The sequence below is a fragment of the Alphaproteobacteria bacterium genome, assembly GCA_030739735.1.
GTDB lineage: Bacteria > Pseudomonadota > Alphaproteobacteria > UBA7887 > UBA7887 > UBA7887.
On sequence record JASLYQ010000014.1, the window covers coordinates 20840 to 40140 of the forward strand.

Here is a 19301-nt window from a genome sequence, read left to right on the forward strand (position 1 = left end):
ACTGATAAGAGATAGGTTTGTTCGACAAGATCCTGATCGCGAACCGCGGCGAGATTGCCTGCCGCGTCATGCGCACGGCGCGCCGCATGGGTATAGCAACCGTGGCCGTCTATTCCGAGGCCGATGCCGGCTCCCGTCATGTCGAGATGGCGGACGAATCCGTTCTCATCGGCCCGGCACCATCGGCGCAAAGCTATCTGCTTGCTGAGCGTATCCTTGCCGCGGTTAAAGACACAGGTGCGCAGGCGGTACATCCCGGCTTCGGCTTTCTCTCGGAAAACGCGGACTTCGCGCGCGCTTTGGAGGCGGAAGGTATCGTCTTCATCGGCCCGGGGCCCGACGCCATCTCTGCCATGGGCGACAAGATAGAATCCAAGAAACTTGCGGCCGAGGCTGGGGTGAGCACTATTCCGGGCCACGACCAGGCTATTGTCGATGTTGATGCCGGTGTAGCGATCGCGACCAAGATTGGCTATCCGGTGATGGTTAAGGCGTCGGCAGGCGGTGGCGGCAAGGGCATGCGCGTGGTTGACCGAGCTGAGGATCTGGCGGAGGCCTTCTCTAGCGCCCAGAACGAGGGGCGTAACTCCTTCGGCGACGATCGCATGCTGATCGAAAAGTTCATCACCTCGCCGCGCCATATCGAGATCCAGCTCATGGCCGATGCGCACGGTAATGCGGTTTATCTGAACGAGCGCGAGTGCTCCATCCAGCGTCGTCACCAGAAAGTGATCGAGGAGGCGCCGTCGCCCTTCGTCGATGCCGGTATGCGCCGTGCCATGGGGGAGCAAGCAGTGGCGCTCGCCAAGGCGGTTGGATACCGCTCGGCCGGCACTGTTGAGTTTGTCACGGGCGCCGACAAGAACTTTTATTTTCTCGAGATGAACACGCGATTGCAGGTTGAGCATCCGGTGACCGAGATGATCACTGGGCTCGATCTCGTCGAGATGATGATCCGCGTCGCCGCCGGCGAGCCTCTTGGTATCACCCAGGACGATGTGGCGCTCGACGGCTGGGCGGTCGAATCCCGGATCTATGCCGAGGATCCGGCGCGCGGCTTCCTACCCTCAATCGGTCGTCTGGTGCACTTTCTCACGCCAGAGGAAACAAATAGCGTGCGCATCGACACCGGCGTCGGTGAGGGTGACGAAATCAGCATGCATTATGATCCAATGATCGCAAAGTTAGTCACTTACGGTCCTGATAGAGCCGCGGCGATCGCTCGTATGGGCGAGGCACTCGATGGTTTTCTGATCGGTGGTATCAACACCAACGTGCCGTTTCTTGCCTCGATCTGCCGAAACGACTGCTTCGGTAAGGGAACGTTGACTACCAACTTCATTGCTGAGGAATATGGCGGCGTCTACGCGGCGGACACGCCCGATGACACGGTGGCGGAGGTTCTGGCGGGCGTCGCGGCACTAATCGAAGGCCGTGTCGCAGCACGTGCGGCGGCGCTGGGTGGTGAGCCCGATGGCACACGCCAGGATCTGACGATCAGCGTCGGCGAGAGCGAGTGGCAGGTTGGTGTGACCTTAGTCGAGAGTGGCTGCGACGTGAAGATCGACAGCAAGACGCTGGCGGTGCGCGACGATGGCTGGCGCCCCGGAGACAGTGTCTTCCGGGGCCGTATTGGCGAGCGTGACGTGGTGGTGCAGGTCGCCCGTGGTGCCCGCGAGGCCTGGCGCCTGGTGCATGGTGGGGCTGCAGTCGACGTTCTGGTGCGCTCGGCCCGCGCCGCCACCATGGCCGCGCGCATGCCCAAGAAGGAACCACCCGACCTAAGTAAATTTCTACTCTCGCCCATGCCCGGCCTCGTGGTCTCGGTCGCCGTGACGGCCGGCGACATGGTCAAGGCCGGTGAACCCCTCTGCGTGGTCGATGCCATGAAGATGGAGAACGTGCTCCGCGCCGAACGCGAGGTAACGGTGGCCGAAGTTAAGGCGTCGACGGGCGACAGCCTAGAGGTTGACCAGGTCATAATGATATTCGAATAAAGTTGTTTCGGTAATAAAATTGTCTCTATCACCAGGTGGGATGAGAGAGGGTAGGGAAGTTCGGATGTGATTCGTCTGTGGGGGTTATTTGCTGTTTGGAGAACACGTAAGAGAAAGTAGCGTACCACTTGGTACGCTGCCCATCGTCCGGATCTTAGAGAGGATTTGGCTACCACTCGATGGTTCGCGCTGGCCATGGAGAGAGTGTAGAACAGCACGACGGTCGCTGCCAGAAAGAGCCCGCTCTAAGCGACGCCGACCTTGCGCCGGCTTCAGTTCGCGGCGGTGAGTGGCCAGAGGTGATGCCGAGAACCGCCAGAATCCATAAGTTTTCGTCGGTGAAGATGCCGGTATTGCTTATCGCGCCGTCTCCTCCCGAGCCTTGGCCACGATCGCGCGACGGGCGGGTGCGTAGGCGGCTGTGCCAGTGATTTCGAACAAGGCGGCGCAGACATCATGATGATATGCGAGGCCACCGCGGGCGACCCGCTCAATGGGGCCGTCCCGGTAGCCAAGGCCGAGTCGGCAGGTCAGGTCCATATCGGCGGCACTGGCCAGGCCTTCATCCAGAAGCCGCAAGGCATCGTTGTATTTGGGCCGCACCAGGCGGTCTATGATGCGTCCCGCGTGGTCCGCACAGACGGCGACCGTGAGGCCTGCCCCCTCGAACACTGCGCGCGCTGCAGCGACGGCGCTTTCAGGCGTGTTCGGCTGGCGCACCAGTTCGATAAGCGGGGACGGCGGGTCGTTGCCGTTGCGGTAGCGCTCGAACCCCAGCACGTTGGAGCCTTCCTCGCCCTCAGCCTCACCCGTGTGAACGCCGAGACATTCCGTGCCCAGCTCGACCAGGATCGCCGCCTTGCTCTCGTCTAACACGTGTGGCGCGCCAAGGTAGATCGCCACCTCACCTTCGTCTCTGTTGCCGTGGAGAAAGGGATCGTCCGTGGGGAAGGAGCGGGATTTTCCTTGTTGAATGAGTGTATAGCGCATCATTAGGCTCCAAACATAGCGCCGCCATCGTAGTCATAGAAGCCGCGTCCTGTCTTGCGCCCGAGATGGCCGGCGGCGACCATGCGCCGCAGCAGTGGCGGCGTGGCGGCACGTGGGTCTTGCGTGATGGGGTGAAAGGCCTTGCAAAGGCGTATCTGGGTGTCGAGCCCGATCAGATCTAATAGCTCGCAGGGTCCCATGCGGTAGCCGAGCGCGGTCTTGATGGCCGTATCGATATCGGCCGGGCTTGCCACGCCCGCCTCGACCGCGCGGATAACGTCGTTGTTGAACGGCACTAGCAGCGCGTTGAGGATAAAGCCCGGTTTATCCTGGGTACGGACGGGTGTTTGACCGCAGACCTCGGTCCAGGCCCAGGCGGCGGCAAAGGTCTCATCGGAGGTGTTGAGCCCAGGCGATATCTCGATCAACTTCATCAGCTGTGCTGGTAGGCAAAAATGCATGCCCACTACCTTATCCTGGCGTTCGCAGCCCGAAGCGATCTCGCTGATCGACAAGGTCGAGGTGTTGGACGCGAAGATGGTGTGAGGCGGGCAAATACCATCGAGTGTGCCCAAAAGCTCGCATTTGACGGCGAGGTCCTCGAACACTGCCTCGATCACGAGATCGCAGTCGGCGAAGGCGTCGAGATCGGTGCTGCGGCGATAGCCAGCAAGCGCCATCTCGGCCTGTTCCGCGGAAAGCTTGCCGCGCGCCACCGATTTCTCGAAGAAGCCTTGCGTCTGGGCATAGGCGCCGTCGAGCGCGTCCGCGTTGCGGTCGTAGCCCACGGTCGTAAAGCCCGCGCGCGTGGCGACGATGGCGATGCCGGCGCCCATGGTACCGCCGGCGCCGACTACCCCGACGGTCTTGATCGTCTCGCTCATTGACGGAAGCTCCGGCCTATGAGTTGGCGATGGATTTGGTTGGTACCCTCCCAAATCTGAGTGATCTTGGCATCGCGCATCAGGCGCTCGCAACGGGTGCCGCGAATATAGCCGCTGCCACCATGCATCTGCACAGCTTCCGTGGCCATGCGCATGGCGAGATCACTGGCGCGCAGCTTGGCGAGTGAGGCCTCGACGCCGATTTCATCCGTGCCGGCGTCGACCAGTGCAGCGACATGGTCAAGCCATATCTCGCACAACGCTAGTTCACCCGCGAGGTCGGCGAGAAGGAACTGGTTGCCCTGAAACTCGACGATATGCTGGCCGCCCGCCTTGCGCTGATTCATGTAGTCGACCATGTCCTTGAACGCCGCGTCGGCGATACCGAGGGCATGTGCGGCGATGCTGGGACGCGACTTGTTGAGTGAGGCAAGCAGTATGTTGAGCCCGTCTCCCGGCTCTCCGAGCAGATTGGTGCGCGGCACGCGGCAGTCGTCGAAGGCGAGCGAGACCGTTGATGATGCGTGCAGACCCATCTTTTCTTCGTGCCCGGTGACCGAGAAGCCCGGTGCGCCCTTCTCGACGATCAGGGCAGAGATGGCGGCGCGGTCGCCGTCGATCTCCGACCACTTGCCGAACAGCAACAACAGATCGGCCATATCGCCGCTAGTGATGAAATGTTTGGCGCCGTTGATGACGATTTCGTCGCCGTTGGGGGTGAAGCGGGTGGTCATGGCCACGGCATCCGAGCCCGCTTGCGGCTCGGTGATTACCAGGGCGCCGAGGCCGCCCGCAGCGATGCGCGGCAAGAGACGCCGCTTCTGCGCTTCGCTGCCGAATTCCACGAGCGGGCCGAGGCCGTGAAAATTAGTGGCATAGGTGATGCCCGTTGACGCGCAGGCTTCCGAGATGGTGCGCACGCAGGCGAGATACAAACGATAGGAGATTGGGTTGCCGCCGTACGCTTCGGGCACGAAGAGGCCGTTGAGGCCGAGGTCGGTGATGGCGGCGATATTGTCGGCGGGGAAATCGCCGGAGCGGTCGTAAGTGTCGGCACCCGGCGCGATCACTTCGTCCGCCAAGCGGCGCACGCTGTCGAGCACCAGGCGCTCGTCATCGGTCCACGCCCGGCGCGTCTCGATACGCTCGAACAGCGGGGTCAATGGTTCATGCCCTGGCCGCCATCGAGATAGACGGTCTCGCCGGTGAGGAACGGCAGATCCTCACAGATCAGCGCGGTGACCAGTTTGGCTACATCCTCGGCCTTGCCCACCTCGCCGCCGGGAATGCGCTGGGCTAGCCATTGGCGGATGCGATCGTCTGCCAGAAATTGTCTGTTGAGGTCGGTCTCGATATATCCCGGTGCCACGTTGAGCACGGTGATGCCATCCTTGGCCCATTCCACGGCCAGGCAGCGGGTCAGTGCGCCAACGGCAGCCTTGGAGGCGCAATAGGCTGCATGAGCGACGACACCCAGCTTGTCGAAGAACGAGCCCATGTTGACGATGCACCCGCCGCCCCTGCTGCGCATATGGGGGTAGACTTCGCGGCTCGCGACCATCACGCCGGTCACGTTGACGCGCATGAGCGCTTCGAAATCCGCTCCGGCCACGCTGGCACTCGGCTGGCTTTCGTAGACGCCCGCATTGTTGACAAGGGCTGCGATGGGGCCCTGTGTGGCAATCTCGGCGATAGCGTCCTTGATCGCCTCTTCCTCGGCCATGTCGCAGACCATGGCGCGGCCGGCCGGCACGGTGCCGGCGCGCGACAGGCCAACTACATCGACGCCGCGCGCTGTGAGCGCCGCAGCTGTCGCAGCGCCGATACCGCGGCTCGCACCGGTGACGATCACGGCGCCGTCAGGCATCGCTCGGGCTCCAGCGTACGGGCTGCGGCGCGAGTTCACCGCGCACCACCATGGCGACCAGCTCGCGTTTGAGAATTTTGCCGCTCGGGGTCAAGGGAAACGCCTCCATCTGCAAAAAATATTCTGGCATATCGTAGCGAGAGAGACCTTGTTCGGCGAGATGGTCGAGCAGCGGCGTCGGCTCGGATTGGCCGAGGATGGCGAGGCAGACCTTTTCGCCCAACCGGGCGTCGGCGATGGGGAAGGCCGCTGCCTTCTCTACCGCTGCATGGCGCACGGCAAGATCCTCGATATGCGCCGGTGCGATATTGCGTCCGCCACGAATGATCAGGTCCTTGAGGCGGCCGACGATGCGGAGATTGCTGCGGTCGTCGAGCACGCCGAGGTCGCCCGAGAGAAACCAGCCGTCGCGATTTCGATTGGCTTTCGCATCGCCGAGATAGCCTAGCATGAGCGCCGCCCCGCGCCCGGCGATTTGACCGTGTTCGCCGACGGGCACTTCCTTGTCCGCGTCTTCCGCATCGAAAATACGCACTTCATAAGCCTGACCACCGCGCCCGCAGGTGCTGGTGATGGTGGTAAAGTTGTCGTCCGGGTGGGTGTATTGATGTGAGGAGTTTTCGGTCATGCCGTAGACGTTCTGCGGTACGATACCTTGGGCGCTGAAGGCTTCCGCCACGGCGGCTGGGATAGGCGCGCCCGCCATGTAGAAAATCTTCACCTCTCCGAGGCGGTCCTTGCCACGGCGCTGTAGCTCGGCGAGGATGTCCATGGCGTGCGTTGGCACCCCCATGACGTAGGTTGCACCGGTCTCCAACAGCCAGTCAAATTGCGACGTGCCTTTAGGTGGGTCGTTGACGATGAGTTCGCAGCCGCAATTCAGCCATTGCCCCATCGCGACCCAGGCAATGTGGTGTGACAACGGGCTTAAGGTGAGCATGCGCGTGTCCGGTCCATGGCCCCAGTCGCGCACCATGTCGCGGGTATTGGCGAGGATGGTGTTAGCCGAATGGGCGACGCATTTGGGTGGACCGCTGCTGCCCGATGTGAAGGCAAGATAGCAGGTGGCGTCTGGATCAGCCCGCGGGGTCTCTGGCGGTGCGCCTGGGCCGGCCAGGGTTTCGGGCGTCAGCACCGTGTCGAGGCCGTCGGGCCGCAGGCTTCCGGCGATAAAAGCGTCGCCTTCGCCGTGACCGCTCTCGGTAAGGAGCAATCGCGCGCCAAGTCTTTCGAGCAACGCAACAACTTCCTCGCCGGTATGGGTGCGGTGGAGCGAGGGGTTGCAGGCGATGCTCTGGCGATTGCAGGCGAGAAAGGTTGCCAGAACCTCAGCCCGGTTGCCAAGCCAGATGGAGGCGCGATCGCCGGCGCCCAGGCCGCGATCCGTTAGATCGGCGGCGATGCCGTTGACCCAAGCGTGCAAGTTCCGCCAGTTCAGGCGCCGCCGGCTGTCGCGCAGGGCGAAGGCTTCGGGTTGTGCGTCTGCCTGACGACAAAGCAAGTCGTAAAAGGTTTCGTCGCGCCAGAGGCCTTGGGCATAGTAGCGAGTGCGGTCCTCAGGCTCGTGCAGGTTGTTCATCAGTGGCCGAAGCGCGAGGAATCCGGTTTGCGCTTCTCAGCGAATGCGGCAGACAGTTCTGCCGATTCCTCACCGTCCAGATATTGCCGCAGCAACAGGTCGTGAGCGAGCCGGGCTAGACCCGATACACCGCCGTGGCGCGCATTGAACGCGGCCTTGACCGATGCCAGGGCGAGGGCGCCGCGGTCAGCGATCTCAAGCGCCCAGGAGCGGGTTTTCTCCGCTAGGGCGTCGTCCGGCACCACGCGGTTGATCAGACCCATGGCTTCGGCTTCGCGGGCGCCGATTTTGGGGTTGGCGAACCACATCTCCTTGGCCTTCTTCTTGCCCACCAGGTCTTCGAGGTACCAGGTGCCGTAGCCGGCATCAAACGAGCCCATCATCGGTCCGACCTGGCGAAAGACGGCGGATTCCTTGGCGATAGTCAGATCGCAGGCCATCTGCAGCACATTGCCACCGCCGACCGCGAAGCCGTTGACGCTAGCGATCACGGGTTTCTGCAGGCGATCCAGCGATTCATAGATTTCCAAAGTCGGCAGCACTCCCGCATAGAGTTGGGTCTTCTCCATGCCCTCCTTGCGTCCACCAATACAGAAGAAGCGCTCTCCCGCCCCGGTCAGGATTAGCACCCGTGTGCGCGTCTCGCTGCGGATGGCATTGATGCAATCCCGCAATTCGTGGCACATGGTGACGTTGAACATGTTGCCGTCGTCTGGGCGGTTGAGGGTGATGGTGCCGAGTGGCCCGTCCTCCTCGTAAAGAATGGTCTCGTAATCCACGGCCCTGCCGGCTCCTGTCGTAGGCTTTGAGACTGTCACCATAGCCCATTTTAGTGGAGGTAGATATTGGCCTCACGAGGCAAGCGCCTTTGCGTCCGGCGAGGAATTGAGAGGAAGCGACGATGCGAATTCCGGAAGAAACCGATGTCGAGACTCGCGCCCTCTTGGAATGGGTGGCCGAAGCCGAACCGCCGCCACTGCATGGCATGACCGCATTGGAGGCGCGCGCGGCCTATGCGGAGCGGCGCGTGCGCTCGGAGCTTTCAGCGGTACCCGTGGCATGGATCGAGGACCGAGCGATTGCCGGACCGGCCTCACCGATCCCGCTGCGCATTTATGCCGGGCGCGAGGGTGAGAGACTGCCGGTTCTGATCTACTACCACGGCGGCGGTTTCGTCATCGGCGATCTCGACAGCCATGACAGCATCTGCCGGCGTATTGCGGTGGCCGCGGGCTGTCTGGTGGTTTCGGTGGCTTATCGTCTAGCGCCCGAGGCGCCGTACCCGGCAGCGGTAGAGGATTCGCTTGCTGCTCTTGACTGGTGTACAGCCCATGTCGCAGAGGTTGGCGGTGATCCCACGCGCCTCGCGGTCGGCGGCGACAGTGCTGGTGGCGGGCTTGCCGCCTATGTTGCTCAGCAGCGGTGCGCGCAGCTCCGCTATCAGGTGCTGATCTACCCCTATATGGATCCCAACGCCGAGACGGAGACGCGGAAGTCTTGCGCTGATGTATTCCCCATCGACAAGCCTACCATCGACTGGTTCAACGCCCAGTATTTGCCAGATGCTGCGCGCCATAGCGAGGTCGCCGCCGCCCCGGGTTTGGTCGAGAACGTTACCCGTATGCCCGCCGCGCTGGTGCTCACCGCCGGCCTCGATCCCCTCTGCGACGAAGCGAAGAGCTACGCCGACCGCCTTGCCACCGCCGGCGTGCCGTGTATCTACCACTGTGATCCTGGCACCATCCACGGCTATCTCGGTATGGGTAAATTTCTACCCCACGCCGAGCGCGCCATCGAGAAGATCGGCGCCGTGTTGCGCGAGGGAGTCTAAGCTTGCTCGGGGCATCGCCAGGCGGCGTTCTCTGGTTATTCTGCGACGGCTGCTACGCCGCTTTCTCGGGTATCATGAAATTGATTTCATAGAAATTATCAGAATGTAATGCACTTTCTAATTGTATACTAAATACAGTAGATTTTAGCGCAGCGGCCGATGTGCCGTTTCTGCCAGACTAGCGATCACCGTGAGGCTCAACACTGCCGCGGCCATAACGTAGAACACCGGCGCGATGGGTGTGCCGGTGGTCTCGATGAGCCAGGTTGCCAGGAAGGGGGCGAAGCCGCCGAAGATGGCGACTGCCAGGCTGTATCCCACGGACATCCAGGTGGTGCGCCCGTGGGTGGAGAAGATCTCCGCTATTGCCGCCGGGCCGGGACCGGAGAAGGCAGCGATGAGGGTGGCGAAGCCGATCTGGATGGCGACTACCGTGGCGTAGGGCACGCCATCCAGCATCAGACTGAACAACGGGTATGGCAGCAGCACGAATCCGGCACAGCAGGTGATTAGCAGCGGCTTGCGGCCGATGCGGTCCGAGAGTGCCCCGAACAGAGGCACTAGCAGAACGAGTGCCAGTAGGCCAAGCGTGTTCGACCATAGGGCATCGGCGCGGGAAATGCCGAGATGGCGTTGCGCGAAGGTTGGCATGTAGGAGAGAAAGATATAGTAGGACACCGTCCATAATATAGTGAAACCAAAGGCGCGCGCTCCAAGCAACCAGCCCGGCTCTGCTTCCGGCACAGCCTCGGCCTGACGGAAAGCGGGCGTCTCCTCAACATTGCGCCGCAGATACATCCCGACAAAGGCGATAACACCGCCCAGCAGGAAGGGCGCGCGCCAGCCCCATTCCACCATCGCCGCATCGCTTAGCAACGTGCTGATGAGCGCCGCCGCGCCCGAGCCGAGCAGTAGGCCGCCGGCAACGCTCGCCTGTTGCAGACTGCCAATCAGTCCACGGCGATCCGTCGGCGCCCACTCGACGAGAAAGGCGGTGGAGTTGCCCCATTCACCGCCGGCGGAGAAGCCCTGGATCAGGCGCGCCAGCACCACCAACGCCGGCGCGGCGAGGCCGATGCTGGCATAGTCCGGTACCAGCCCGATCATCACTGTGCCGGCGGCCATTAACGTCATAGTGAGCATCAGCGCCGCCTTGCGCCCGCTCCTGTCGCCAAGACGGCCGATGACAATACCGCCGACTGGCCGGGCGACGAAGCCGAGCCCGAAGGCGGCAAAGGCTGCGAGCAATTCGGTTCCCTCGTCGGCAGCCGGGAAAATGCGCGCGCCGATGACCATCGCTAAATAGCCGTAGACCGCGAAGTCGTACCATTCCAGCACGTTGCCGACCACCGCCGCTGCTATTGCCCGTCGTTGGCCCTGTTGTCCTGACATGGCACGCCTCCCGCCAGGGAGCATAGGACGATTTACCGTGGCTTGATATAAGGAGCCAAACAGACCCGATATAGCGAGGCTGCAATGCCCCTTAAACGCATGGTCATGGAGATCGGCATGGGCACCGACATCCGCGGTGCCGACTACACCAAAGCGGCGGTGCGCGCGTTGCACGACGCGCTTTGGCACAATTCTCTGAGCATTGCCGATGCATTCGGTCAGCCGGTAGAGTCGATGGTCGTCGAGGTGAAAATCGGCGTACCCCGACCCGAGGCCGTAGACCGCGATGCGGTGCTCGCGGTTCTGCCCCACGGCTCAGGCAGGGTCGAGGTGGTCGAGGGCGGGCTGCAAGTTGGCAACGAGCGCGGCACCGACGTGACCGTCATTGCCAACGCTGCTGCCACGGTGTGGCTAGATATTTCGTAGGAGATAGCGTGATGGCGACACGACGCATTATTCTAGAGCTCGGTATGGGCAATGATTTGCATGGTGGAAACTATACTAAAGCCGCTCTGCGCGCGGTCAACGACGCCCTGCATCACAGTTCTATGATGTTTCTGCGGAGTGTGCATATCGATCCAGAGAGCATGCGCGTGCACATCACCATCGGCGTGCAGCAGCCGGACAAAGTGGATGCCGAACGTGTGTGTGCGGCCTTGCCCCACGGTACGGCGGAGGTCAGCGTGGTCAAGGGTGGGCTAGATGTCGATGACGCAGACGCCAACGACCCCGCCGTCATCGCCAGTGTTGCGGTGGCGGTGCATGTGGAGACCGGTCGCTACCTTTGATTTGTAACCGGCATAATTTTCTCTCAGGTTTTCTCCGCTTAACGTCACATACAGACGGCACTTCGGAGATTTCATGAAGGAAATCTTGCGCTATTATGCTGCGACCACAAAGGAGGGTAGGTCATGAAATCCAAGGCTGCGGTACTGTTTGAAATCAACAAACCATTCGAGATTTGCGAGGTTGATGTCGAGGACCCACAGGCTGGTGAGGTGCGCATCGAGATGGCGGCGGGCGGCGTCTGCCACAGCGACTTGCACGTCATGACAGGCCATATGAACGCGCCGATCCCGGCCATCCTCGGCCATGAGGGTGCCGGCATTGTAGCCGATGTGGGTGCAGGCGTGACCACCGTTAAGCCTGGCGACCATGTTATCCCCATCTGGCGTCTATCCTGTGGCGAATGCGAATGGTGCACGGGCGGGCGCCCGGCGCTGTGTAATGCGGGTACCGAGATCCGTTGGTCGGGGCGCTTGCAGGACGGCACCAGCCGCTTCTCCTACAAGGGTCAGGAGATCAAGCATTTCGCGGGCGTCTCGAGCTTCTCCAACTACACTGTGGTGCCCCAGGGCTCGGTGCTGAAGATTCCCGACGATATCCTGCTGGAGCGCGCGGCGTTGCTCGGCTGTGGCGTCATCACCGGCGTCGGCGCAGCGGTCAACGGCGCCGGGGTCAAGCCAGGGCGCACGGTCGCCGTCTTCGGCACCGGCGGCGTCGGTATCAACGTGGTGCAAGGTGCAGCGCTCGCAGGCGCCGAGAAGATCATCGCCGTCGACCTCTTTGAGAGCCGGCTCGCGCGCGCCGAGGAATTTGGCGCCACCCACGTGATCAACGCCAAGGGTGGCGATCCGGTCGAGCAAATCCGCGACCTCACGGACGGCCGCGGCGTCGACTACGCATTTGAGGTCGTGGGCTTGGCAGAAACCATGCGCCAGGCTTTCGACAGCCTTGCCAAGCGCGGTGTGGCTATGGTCGTTGGCATCACACCGAACACGGCGGAAGTCACCATCCCTTCGCTGCCCCTGGCCTACGAGGAACGCGTGCTGACCGGTTCTCTTTACGGCTCCGCTGCGCCCAAGGTGGAGATTCCCCGCCTCATCGACCTCTACCGCGCCGGTACGCTCAAGCTTGATGAGTTGCTGACATGCACCTATCCGCTGGAGGAGATCAACGAGGCCTATGATGCGCTGCAAAAGGGCGAGACGTTGCGCAGCGTGGTGACGTTCTAGAACACCAAGACCATGTCCCCCGTGAAGTCATCACCGCCAACTCCACCATGGACAAATTGAAAGATGGAGAATCAGCGAGTACTCATAATTTTTCCAGTATTTTACTTTTATCGGCACCAACTACCTTACCCAAGAGTTTGCTATAAAACTCTCGATCCAATATGACGGCGGCGTGAGCATCTTCTTGCGTGGGCTGGGGGGAATACAGAGGTCCTTGAGGCCAGACACCTCAGGTTACGTCAACACTTTAAGGTTGACCTTTTCTGTTTCGAAGGCGTCCGCGTATTTGCCGAAGTCGAGGTCGTCTAGCTACTTTCAAACCTTTGCTATTGCCAGGGCATCAACCATCTACTGCTGATACTGCACCGCCATCCGTCCCACTTTCTCCCGTGCGATGATCATTTTCATTACCTGCGCTGTGCCGTCGCCGATCTCCAAGCCGATGACGTCGCGCAGGCGTTGCTGATGGGGTAAATCCTTGGTGTAGCCGGAATGGCCGTGGGCGAGCAGGCAATTATGGATCACGTCGACCGCGGTTTTTGGCGCGAACCATTTGGCCATCGCCGCTTCCTTGGTGTGGGGAAGGTCGCGGTCGCGCTTATCCAAGGTCTCGTAGCACACTAAGCGGGCGGCGTTTATTAGCGTCTCGCCTTCGGCCAGTGGAAAGCTAACGCCCTGGAAGCGGGCGAGGGGACCACCGAAGGCATGGCGTTCGCCTACATAGGCCCAGGTCTCGTCGAGGGAGGCTTGGGCCGGAGCGATGCATTGTAGGCCAATGAGTGCACGGCTGTAGTCAAAGCCGCGCATGATCTGTACGAAGCCCTTGCCCTCGTCTCCCAGCATTTGGTCGGCGGGAATTTTGACGTTTTCGAAATTCACCGAGCCACGGCTGATGATGGTCGTGCCGAGGTCGTCAAAGCGGCTGGCGCTCACCCCCGGCTCATCCGCCGGCACCACGAAGGCCGAGACGCCGTGGGCGCCGTCCTCGGGCGTGCCGGTGCGGGCGAAGACGATGATGGCGCTCATCTGGTCTGAGAATGTGATCGAGGTCTTTTCGCCATTTAAAATGTAGCCGTTGCCCGCCTTTTCCGCCCGCATGATGAGGTTGGCGGCGTCGGAGCCGCCACGCGGCTCGGTCAGGCCGAGGGCGACAAGGCCCTCGCCGCTGATGATCTTCGGCACCCAGTGGGCAACGATCTCCTCGCTGGCATTGTTGCAGAGAATGCGCCCCATTAAAGAGGCCATGAGCTGAATATAGGCGACGTTAAAGTCGCCATAGGCGATTTGCTCCATGATCACGCCTGCGGTGACGCCATCGACGCCGAGCCCGCCCTGGGCTTCTGGGAGGTCGGCGCCGATCAGGCCGAGCGCGCCCATCTCGCGGATTAGCGCCGGATCGATGTGGCCCTCGCCAGTGGCTTCGCGCGCTATATAGTCTGGTGCTAGGCGCTCGGCTGCGAAGCGCCTCGCCGCCTCTTGTAGCGCTGCCTGGTCCTCATTCAGCTGAAAGCGCATCGGCCTATTGCGCGGCGTGCACGGCGTCGGTGGGCAGCAGATCGAGTCCGGCCATGTACTCTCGCACGGCGGCGTCCTGGTCGGGGCGAAGCGGCACGCCCGGCGGGCGCGGGGTACCGCAGTCGAGCCCTATGCGATAGCCAATGGCGGCCTTGAGTAAGCCATGCATGTTACCAAACTGGAACAAGTTAGCCACGGCGATGCCTTTGTCCTGGGCCGCGAGTGCTGTGGCCATGTCGCCGGCCTGCCAGGCGCGCCACAGTTCCACCCAATATTCCGGGGCAATGCCGGGCCAGCCGTCGACGCAACCGCAGGCGCCCATCGAAAGTGCCGGCAGCATCCATGGTGAGCGCCCGATGAAGCAGGCAAGCCCCATCTTGACGAAGGGGCGCACATGGCCGAAGTCAAGCGCAGAATGCTTGAGCCCGGTGAGTTGAGGCACGCCGTCCTGGATCTTGGCCATGAGCTTGGGCGTGATCTCGCAATTGGTCATCATGGGTAGGTTGTAGGCGAAGAAGGGCAGGTCCGTGGCGGCCGCGACCGTGTGGTAATGGTTGACTACCGAGCTGTCGCCAAAATGATAGAAGAACGGCGGCACGCAGCAGATGGCATCGACGCCCGCCTTCGCCGCTGCTTCGGCCATGGTGGCGGAGCGCCGCGTGTTGGGCGAACCCACATGATGGATGATCTTGGCGCGTCCGGCGGTTTGCTCGACAACAATTTGTGCGATGCGCGTGTTCTCCTCATCCTCGAGAAGTACGCTCTCACCGCTGCCGCCGGCCACCCAAAAGCCATCGATACCGGCGTTAATATTGAAATCGACGACCTGGCGCAGCACGTTCTCGTTGAGGGTATGGTCCGGCATCATGGGCGTGATCAATGCCGTGTAGATGCCTTCGAAGTTTGTCATTCGGGTTTCTCCTTATGGAAAAGTTAGACGACCAGATCCGTTTCCGGATTGATCAGGTAGACGCGGCGGGCGTCGATGGTTAGCGACAGCGCTTGGCCGGCTTGTGGATTGGCTTCGGGTGCGACGCGGGCGCAGACCTCTTCGTCGTTGACCGTGAAGTAGACCATGGTCTCCATGCCGAGCGGCTCGACAACATCCGGCTCGACAGAGAAACGAATGGCCGCTTCGCGGTCGTCCGCACGCGGTTCGCGCAGGTTCTCAGGCCGCACGCCCAGCAGCATCTCTTTACCGGCATAGGCCTGATAGCGGGATGCGCGATCACTAGGAATGGGCAAGGTGGCGGTGCCGTTGATGCGGGCGACGAGACCGCTGCTGGTAGCATCCAATGTGCAGCGTAGAAAATTCATAGCAGGGGAACCGATAAAACCAGCGACGAAGCGCGTGCGCGGCGCATCGTAAAGCTCGTCGGGGCTTCCGACCTGCTCGATGGCACCATCCTTCATCACCACCACGCGGTCGGCGAGCGTCATAGCCTCGACCTGGTCGTGGGTGACATAGACGGTGGTTGTCTGTATCCGCTGGTGGATCTTCTTGATCTCGATGCGCATCTGGCCGCGTAGCTTGGCGTCGAGATTGCTCAAGGGCTCATCGAACAGAAAGACCTGCGGGTTGCGCACGATGGCGCGGCCCATGGCGACGCGCTGGCGTTGGCCGCCCGAGAGTTGCCGCGGCCGCCTACCCAAAAGCTCGGAGATACCGAGGATTTCCGCCGCGTCAGTCACGCGCTGATCGATCTCCGCCTTGGCGAACTTGTGCAGGCGCAGTCCGAACGACATGTTCTCGTACACCGTCATATGCGGATACAGGGCATAATTCTGGAACACCATGGCAATATCGCGGTCCTTGGGCGGCACGTCGTTGACTAGGCGGCCGCCGATATGGATTTCGCCGCGGGTGATGTCCTCAAGCCCGGCGATCATGCGCAGCGTCGTGCTTTTACCGCAGCCGGAAGGCCCGACCAACACCACGAATTCCTTGTCGGCGATCTCCAGGTCGATGCCGCTCACGGCCTCGGTACGGTCGAAGATCTTCCAGAGATTTTGGAGGTTTACATCCGCCATGCCTTACCCCTTGGTGGCCCCGGAGGTGAGGCCGGCAATGTAGTAGTCCATCAGGAACGCATAGATGATCACTGGTGGCGCCGCGGCGAGCAACGCGCCCGCCATTAGCCCGCCCCAGTGGAACACGTCACCTTTGATCAGCGTCGTCACCGTACCCACGGTCAGCACCATCTGGTCGTCGCTGAAAATATAGGCGAGTGGATAGATGAACGATGCCCAGGAGACCGTGAAGGCGAAGATCATCGCCGCGATGATGCCGGGCAGGGCCACTGGGATGAACACCCTGGTCAGCATCTGAATATGGTTGGCACCGTCGATCAGCGCCGCCTCGTCGAGCTCGCGCGGGATGGATGAAAAATAGCCGATCATGATCCAGGTGCAGAACGGCACCGTAATAGTCGGATAGACCAGTACCAGAACCCAGTAGCTGTCGAGCAGACCGAGCCAGCCAACGATCTTAAACAGCGGGATGAACAACAGGGTATCTGGCACTAGATAGGTCAGGAACACTCCCGTCGCCAGAAAGCCCGCACCCCAGAACTTGAGCCGCGACAGCGCATAGGCCGCGAGCACGCTGATCACCATGGTCAGGCTGACGACACACAGCGTGACGATGGCCGTGTTGAGAAAATAGCGCGGGAAGGCGGTCTCCGAGAGTAACGAGACGTAATGGGCGATGGTCACGCCCTTCTCGATGATCCAGGGGTTGGTCGACAGCGCAGCGATCTCCGCGTTGGTCTTGAGTGAGGTGATCAGCATGTAATAGGGCGGGAAGAGGAAGAAGATGACGAAAACGATCAACGAGCCATAGGCGGCATAGAGCGCCCAGCGGCGGTTGCGTTGGCTCGACTTGGGAGTGCTTACGGCGGCGTCGGTCATCAGATTTCCATCGCTCGCTTGCGCACGTTGCGCAGGATAATGAAGGCAAGCACTGCCAACACCGGGAACATGAACAGCGAGACCGAGGCGCCAAGCGGAATATCGCCAGACTCGATGCCGACCCGGAAAGCATAGGTCGCGAACAGGTGGGTCGAGTCGCTCGGCCCGCCACGCGTCAGCACGCGCACGATATCGAAATTAGCCAGCGTCACGATGATCGAGAACAAGACGGTGATGGCGATGATATTACGCATCATAGGTAGGGTGATATGGACCAACTTCTGCCAGGCATTGGCACCATCGATCGCCGCGGCTTCATAGAGATCCTCGGGAATAGACTTTAGTGCTGCCAGATACATGATGAGAAAAAATGGAGCGCCGAACCAGACATTGACCAGGATCACCGAGAGGCGCGCCCAGAACATGTCGGACAACCACGGTATGGCAGACACGCCGAACTGCTGCAGTAGCCAGTTGATGGCGCTGTAGGTGGGCTCGAACAGCCACCACCAGCCGAGCGTGCCTAGCGCCGGCGGGATCACCCACGGCACCAGTAGCATGCCGCGCCATTTACGCTGGCCCTTGGCCGGCAGGACGTTGATGGCGTGCGCCGCAATGAGGCCGATCAGGGCTTTGAAGAAGACGGCGATGAGGGCGAATGTAATCGACTGTTGCACCACCATCCAGAAGGTGTCGCGCTTGAACAGGAAAAGGAAGTTTCCGAAGCCGACGAACTTAGTCTCGGCCTTGTTGAGCGTGGCGAGGAACATGGCATAGGCGGCTGGATAAGCAACCAAGCCTATGATCACGGCCAGCAGCGGTACGCACATCAGCACGCCGACGGTCGACTTCTTCTTCAGGAATCGCCTGAAGCCGCTGCTCTGTGGCGCGGCTGCAGTCTCCGGTGCCGTTGCGGTCGTGGTGACCATGATACCCTTAGCGGCGCAGGTAGCCTTCTAACTCATTCTCTGCCCAGGAGATGGCGTCGTCCATGCTCTCGCCACGCTGGGTCACGCGCGCCACCAAGTTCGGGAACAGGCCCTGCGTGGTGATCTGCGTGGCCATGGATGGCGGCGCCGGAATGCCCGGCACCATCTGCACCTCGTCGCCGAGGATGGGGTAGTTGTGCAGCACCCCATCCGGAGGCGTTGCCTGGTCCCAGACGTCGTTGGTTGTGTACCACTTGGGGTACAGTGGTAGGTCGAAGCCTTGCGACGCTTTGAGCATCTCGGAGACGACCTCGGCGCTGTTCATGTGCAGCAGCAGATCCTTGGCAGCGCCCATGTTCTCCGAGAAGTTCCAGGCGCCCCAGAAAAACGGCGCGCCAGAGCGGAAGCGGCCTTTCGGGCCCTTCGGCGTATCGTGATACCAGACCTGCGCCGCCACATCCGGATTGTCGCGCTTGGCCACAGCCCAGGCGCTCGGCGGATTGAAGATACACGAGCCCGTGCCAGAGATGAGCCAGCGGTTGTTGCCTGCATCGTCCCAGGCATAGACGCCTTCCGGCATGTAGGACACTAACTGGGAGAGGTATTCCAGCGCCATGCGCGTCTCGTCAGAATCGACCTGGATCTCGCCGTCGCCGTCTATCACCACCGCGCCAAAGCCGGTAAATATCATGGCTAGCCACTGAGTTGCGTCTGGCGTCACCGCAATCGGCGCGCCGAACTGGTGGCCGGCTGCGTGTAGTTTTCCGGCGGCAGCCAGGAAGGCGTCGTAGGTCCAGCTATCAACCAGCGCCGCATCGCGCGCGGATCCGTCTGCCGGGAACATGGCCTTGAGGTCGATACCGGCATGCTCGGCGAACAAATCAACGCGTGAAGCTTGGGCAAAGGTCAGCGATCCCGTCGGCGCCGGCACCGCGCGCCAGACATCGTCGAAGCGCGTCAGATGCTCCACCACCGGCACTGGCTCGCCGTTGCGCGAGACGATCTCGGCCATGACATCGTCCATCGGCTCCAGGCTGTTGCTGAACAGCGAAGGCATCCACAGCGGCACCGAATAGATGTCGTGGCCGGTCTTGGCGCGGGTTTCAGCCTGCGCCGTGAGCAGCAGCTTGTTGCCGATCGAGGTGATGAAATCGACCTGCACTTCGACATTATTGGCATTGCCCCAATCGGTGCAGAGGCGCTCCAGCACCTCATTAGCCCCCGGCACCCAATGGTCCCAGACGCCGAGCACGAGCCTGCCGGCGGAGTAGCCCGCCTTGATATACGGTGCACCGGCCACGAGGCCAGCCGTGGCTGCTCCGGTCTTCAGGAATCGACGGCGCGATAAGCGGGAACGCTGCATGACCTATCCTTCCTCGGCACCTGCCCCGT

At 61.6% G+C, this 19301-nt stretch carries 18 protein-coding genes; 5 read left to right on the plus strand and 13 right to left on the minus strand.

What is annotated here, in order from left to right:
* The first annotated feature begins 17 nt into the window (after nt 1–17).
* On the plus strand, nt 18–1997 hold the full coding sequence (locus QF629_08270) for an acetyl/propionyl/methylcrotonyl-CoA carboxylase subunit alpha (GenBank protein ID MDP6013522.1): 1980 nt from the start codon (nt 18–20) through the stop codon (nt 1995–1997).
* A 357-nt stretch (nt 1998–2354) separates the two neighbouring features.
* Here QF629_08270 and QF629_08275 read toward each other — a convergent pair whose 3' ends face one another.
* Genes QF629_08275 through QF629_08300 form a run of 6 tightly spaced genes read right to left on the minus strand, consistent with a single transcriptional unit; the run spans nt 2355 to nt 8096 of the window.
* A complete protein-coding gene (locus QF629_08275) occupies nt 2355–2987 on the minus strand; it encodes a 3-hydroxyacyl-CoA dehydrogenase family protein (protein ID MDP6013523.1) in 633 nt (210 codons plus the stop codon).
* A 2-nt stretch (nt 2988–2989) separates the two neighbouring features.
* Entirely contained in the window at nt 2990–3871 is an 882-nt protein-coding gene (locus QF629_08280; protein MDP6013524.1) for a 3-hydroxyacyl-CoA dehydrogenase family protein, read from the minus strand.
* A complete protein-coding gene (locus QF629_08285; GenBank protein ID MDP6013525.1) occupies nt 3868–5034 on the minus strand; it encodes an acyl-CoA dehydrogenase family protein in 1167 nt (388 codons plus the stop codon). The genes QF629_08280 and QF629_08285 overlap by 4 nt, the downstream gene beginning before the upstream one ends.
* On the minus strand, nt 5031–5738 hold the full coding sequence (locus tag QF629_08290) for an SDR family oxidoreductase (protein MDP6013526.1): 708 nt from the start codon (nt 5736–5738) through the stop codon (nt 5031–5033). Before QF629_08290 ends, QF629_08285 begins: the two co-directional genes overlap by 4 nt.
* On the minus strand, nt 5731–7317 hold the full coding sequence (locus QF629_08295; GenBank protein MDP6013527.1) for a class I adenylate-forming enzyme family protein: 1587 nt from the start codon (nt 7315–7317) through the stop codon (nt 5731–5733). The genes QF629_08290 and QF629_08295 overlap by 8 nt, the downstream gene beginning before the upstream one ends.
* The gene (locus QF629_08300; GenBank protein ID MDP6013528.1) at nt 7317–8096 is read right to left on the minus strand and encodes an enoyl-CoA hydratase-related protein; all 780 of its coding nucleotides are present in this window, start codon (nt 8094–8096) and stop codon (nt 7317–7319) included. The genes QF629_08295 and QF629_08300 overlap by 1 nt, the downstream gene beginning before the upstream one ends.
* Before the next feature lie 122 nt (nt 8097–8218).
* Between QF629_08300 and QF629_08305 the strand changes: the two genes are divergently transcribed.
* Nucleotides 8219–9148, plus strand: coding sequence for an alpha/beta hydrolase (locus QF629_08305; GenBank protein MDP6013529.1), 930 nt, complete (start codon nt 8219–8221; stop codon nt 9146–9148).
* A gap of 144 nt (nt 9149–9292) precedes the next feature.
* Here the strand turns inward: QF629_08305 and QF629_08310 are convergent, their stop codons facing one another.
* Nucleotides 9293–10540, minus strand: a complete 1248-nt coding sequence (locus tag QF629_08310; protein ID MDP6013530.1) for an MFS transporter — start codon at nt 10538–10540, stop codon at nt 9293–9295.
* 84 nt (nt 10541–10624) lie between these two features.
* Here QF629_08310 and QF629_08315 point away from each other — a divergent pair, with 84 nt between their 5' ends.
* From QF629_08315 to QF629_08325, 3 genes are all read left to right on the plus strand, one after another.
* A complete protein-coding gene (locus QF629_08315; protein MDP6013531.1) occupies nt 10625–10966 on the plus strand; it encodes a Lin0512 family protein in 342 nt (113 codons plus the stop codon).
* 11 nt (nt 10967–10977) lie between these two features.
* Nucleotides 10978–11328 (plus strand): Lin0512 family protein, encoded by a 351-nt coding sequence (locus tag QF629_08320; GenBank protein MDP6013532.1) that lies wholly within the window; start codon nt 10978–10980, stop codon nt 11326–11328.
* 123 nt (nt 11329–11451) lie between these two features.
* Nucleotides 11452–12555, plus strand: coding sequence for a Zn-dependent alcohol dehydrogenase (locus QF629_08325; protein MDP6013533.1), 1104 nt, complete (start codon nt 11452–11454; stop codon nt 12553–12555).
* 348 nt (nt 12556–12903) lie between these two features.
* Here QF629_08325 and QF629_08330 read toward each other — a convergent pair whose 3' ends face one another.
* The 6 genes from QF629_08330 to QF629_08355 are packed head-to-tail and all read right to left on the minus strand — an operon-like array spanning nt 12904 to nt 19272.
* Nucleotides 12904–14070, minus strand: coding sequence for an acyl-CoA dehydrogenase family protein (locus QF629_08330; protein ID MDP6013534.1), 1167 nt, complete (start codon nt 14068–14070; stop codon nt 12904–12906).
* Nucleotides 14071–14074: 4 nt separating this feature from the next.
* On the minus strand, nt 14075–14980 hold the full coding sequence (locus QF629_08335) for a dihydrodipicolinate synthase family protein (protein ID MDP6013535.1): 906 nt from the start codon (nt 14978–14980) through the stop codon (nt 14075–14077).
* A gap of 23 nt (nt 14981–15003) precedes the next feature.
* Nucleotides 15004–16101, minus strand: a complete 1098-nt coding sequence (gene ugpC / locus QF629_08340) for a sn-glycerol-3-phosphate ABC transporter ATP-binding protein UgpC (protein MDP6013536.1) — start codon at nt 16099–16101, stop codon at nt 15004–15006.
* Between the two features lie 3 nt (nt 16102–16104).
* Complete coding sequence (locus QF629_08345) at nt 16105–16980, minus strand: carbohydrate ABC transporter permease (GenBank protein MDP6013537.1); 876 nt, start codon at nt 16978–16980, stop codon at nt 16105–16107.
* The gene (locus QF629_08350; GenBank protein MDP6013538.1) at nt 16980–17909 is read right to left on the minus strand and encodes a sugar ABC transporter permease; all 930 of its coding nucleotides are present in this window, start codon (nt 17907–17909) and stop codon (nt 16980–16982) included. The genes QF629_08345 and QF629_08350 overlap by 1 nt, the downstream gene beginning before the upstream one ends.
* A 7-nt stretch (nt 17910–17916) precedes the next feature.
* Entirely contained in the window at nt 17917–19272 is a 1356-nt protein-coding gene (locus QF629_08355; GenBank protein MDP6013539.1) for an ABC transporter substrate-binding protein, read from the minus strand.
* Nucleotides 19273–19301 lie beyond the last annotated feature (29 nt).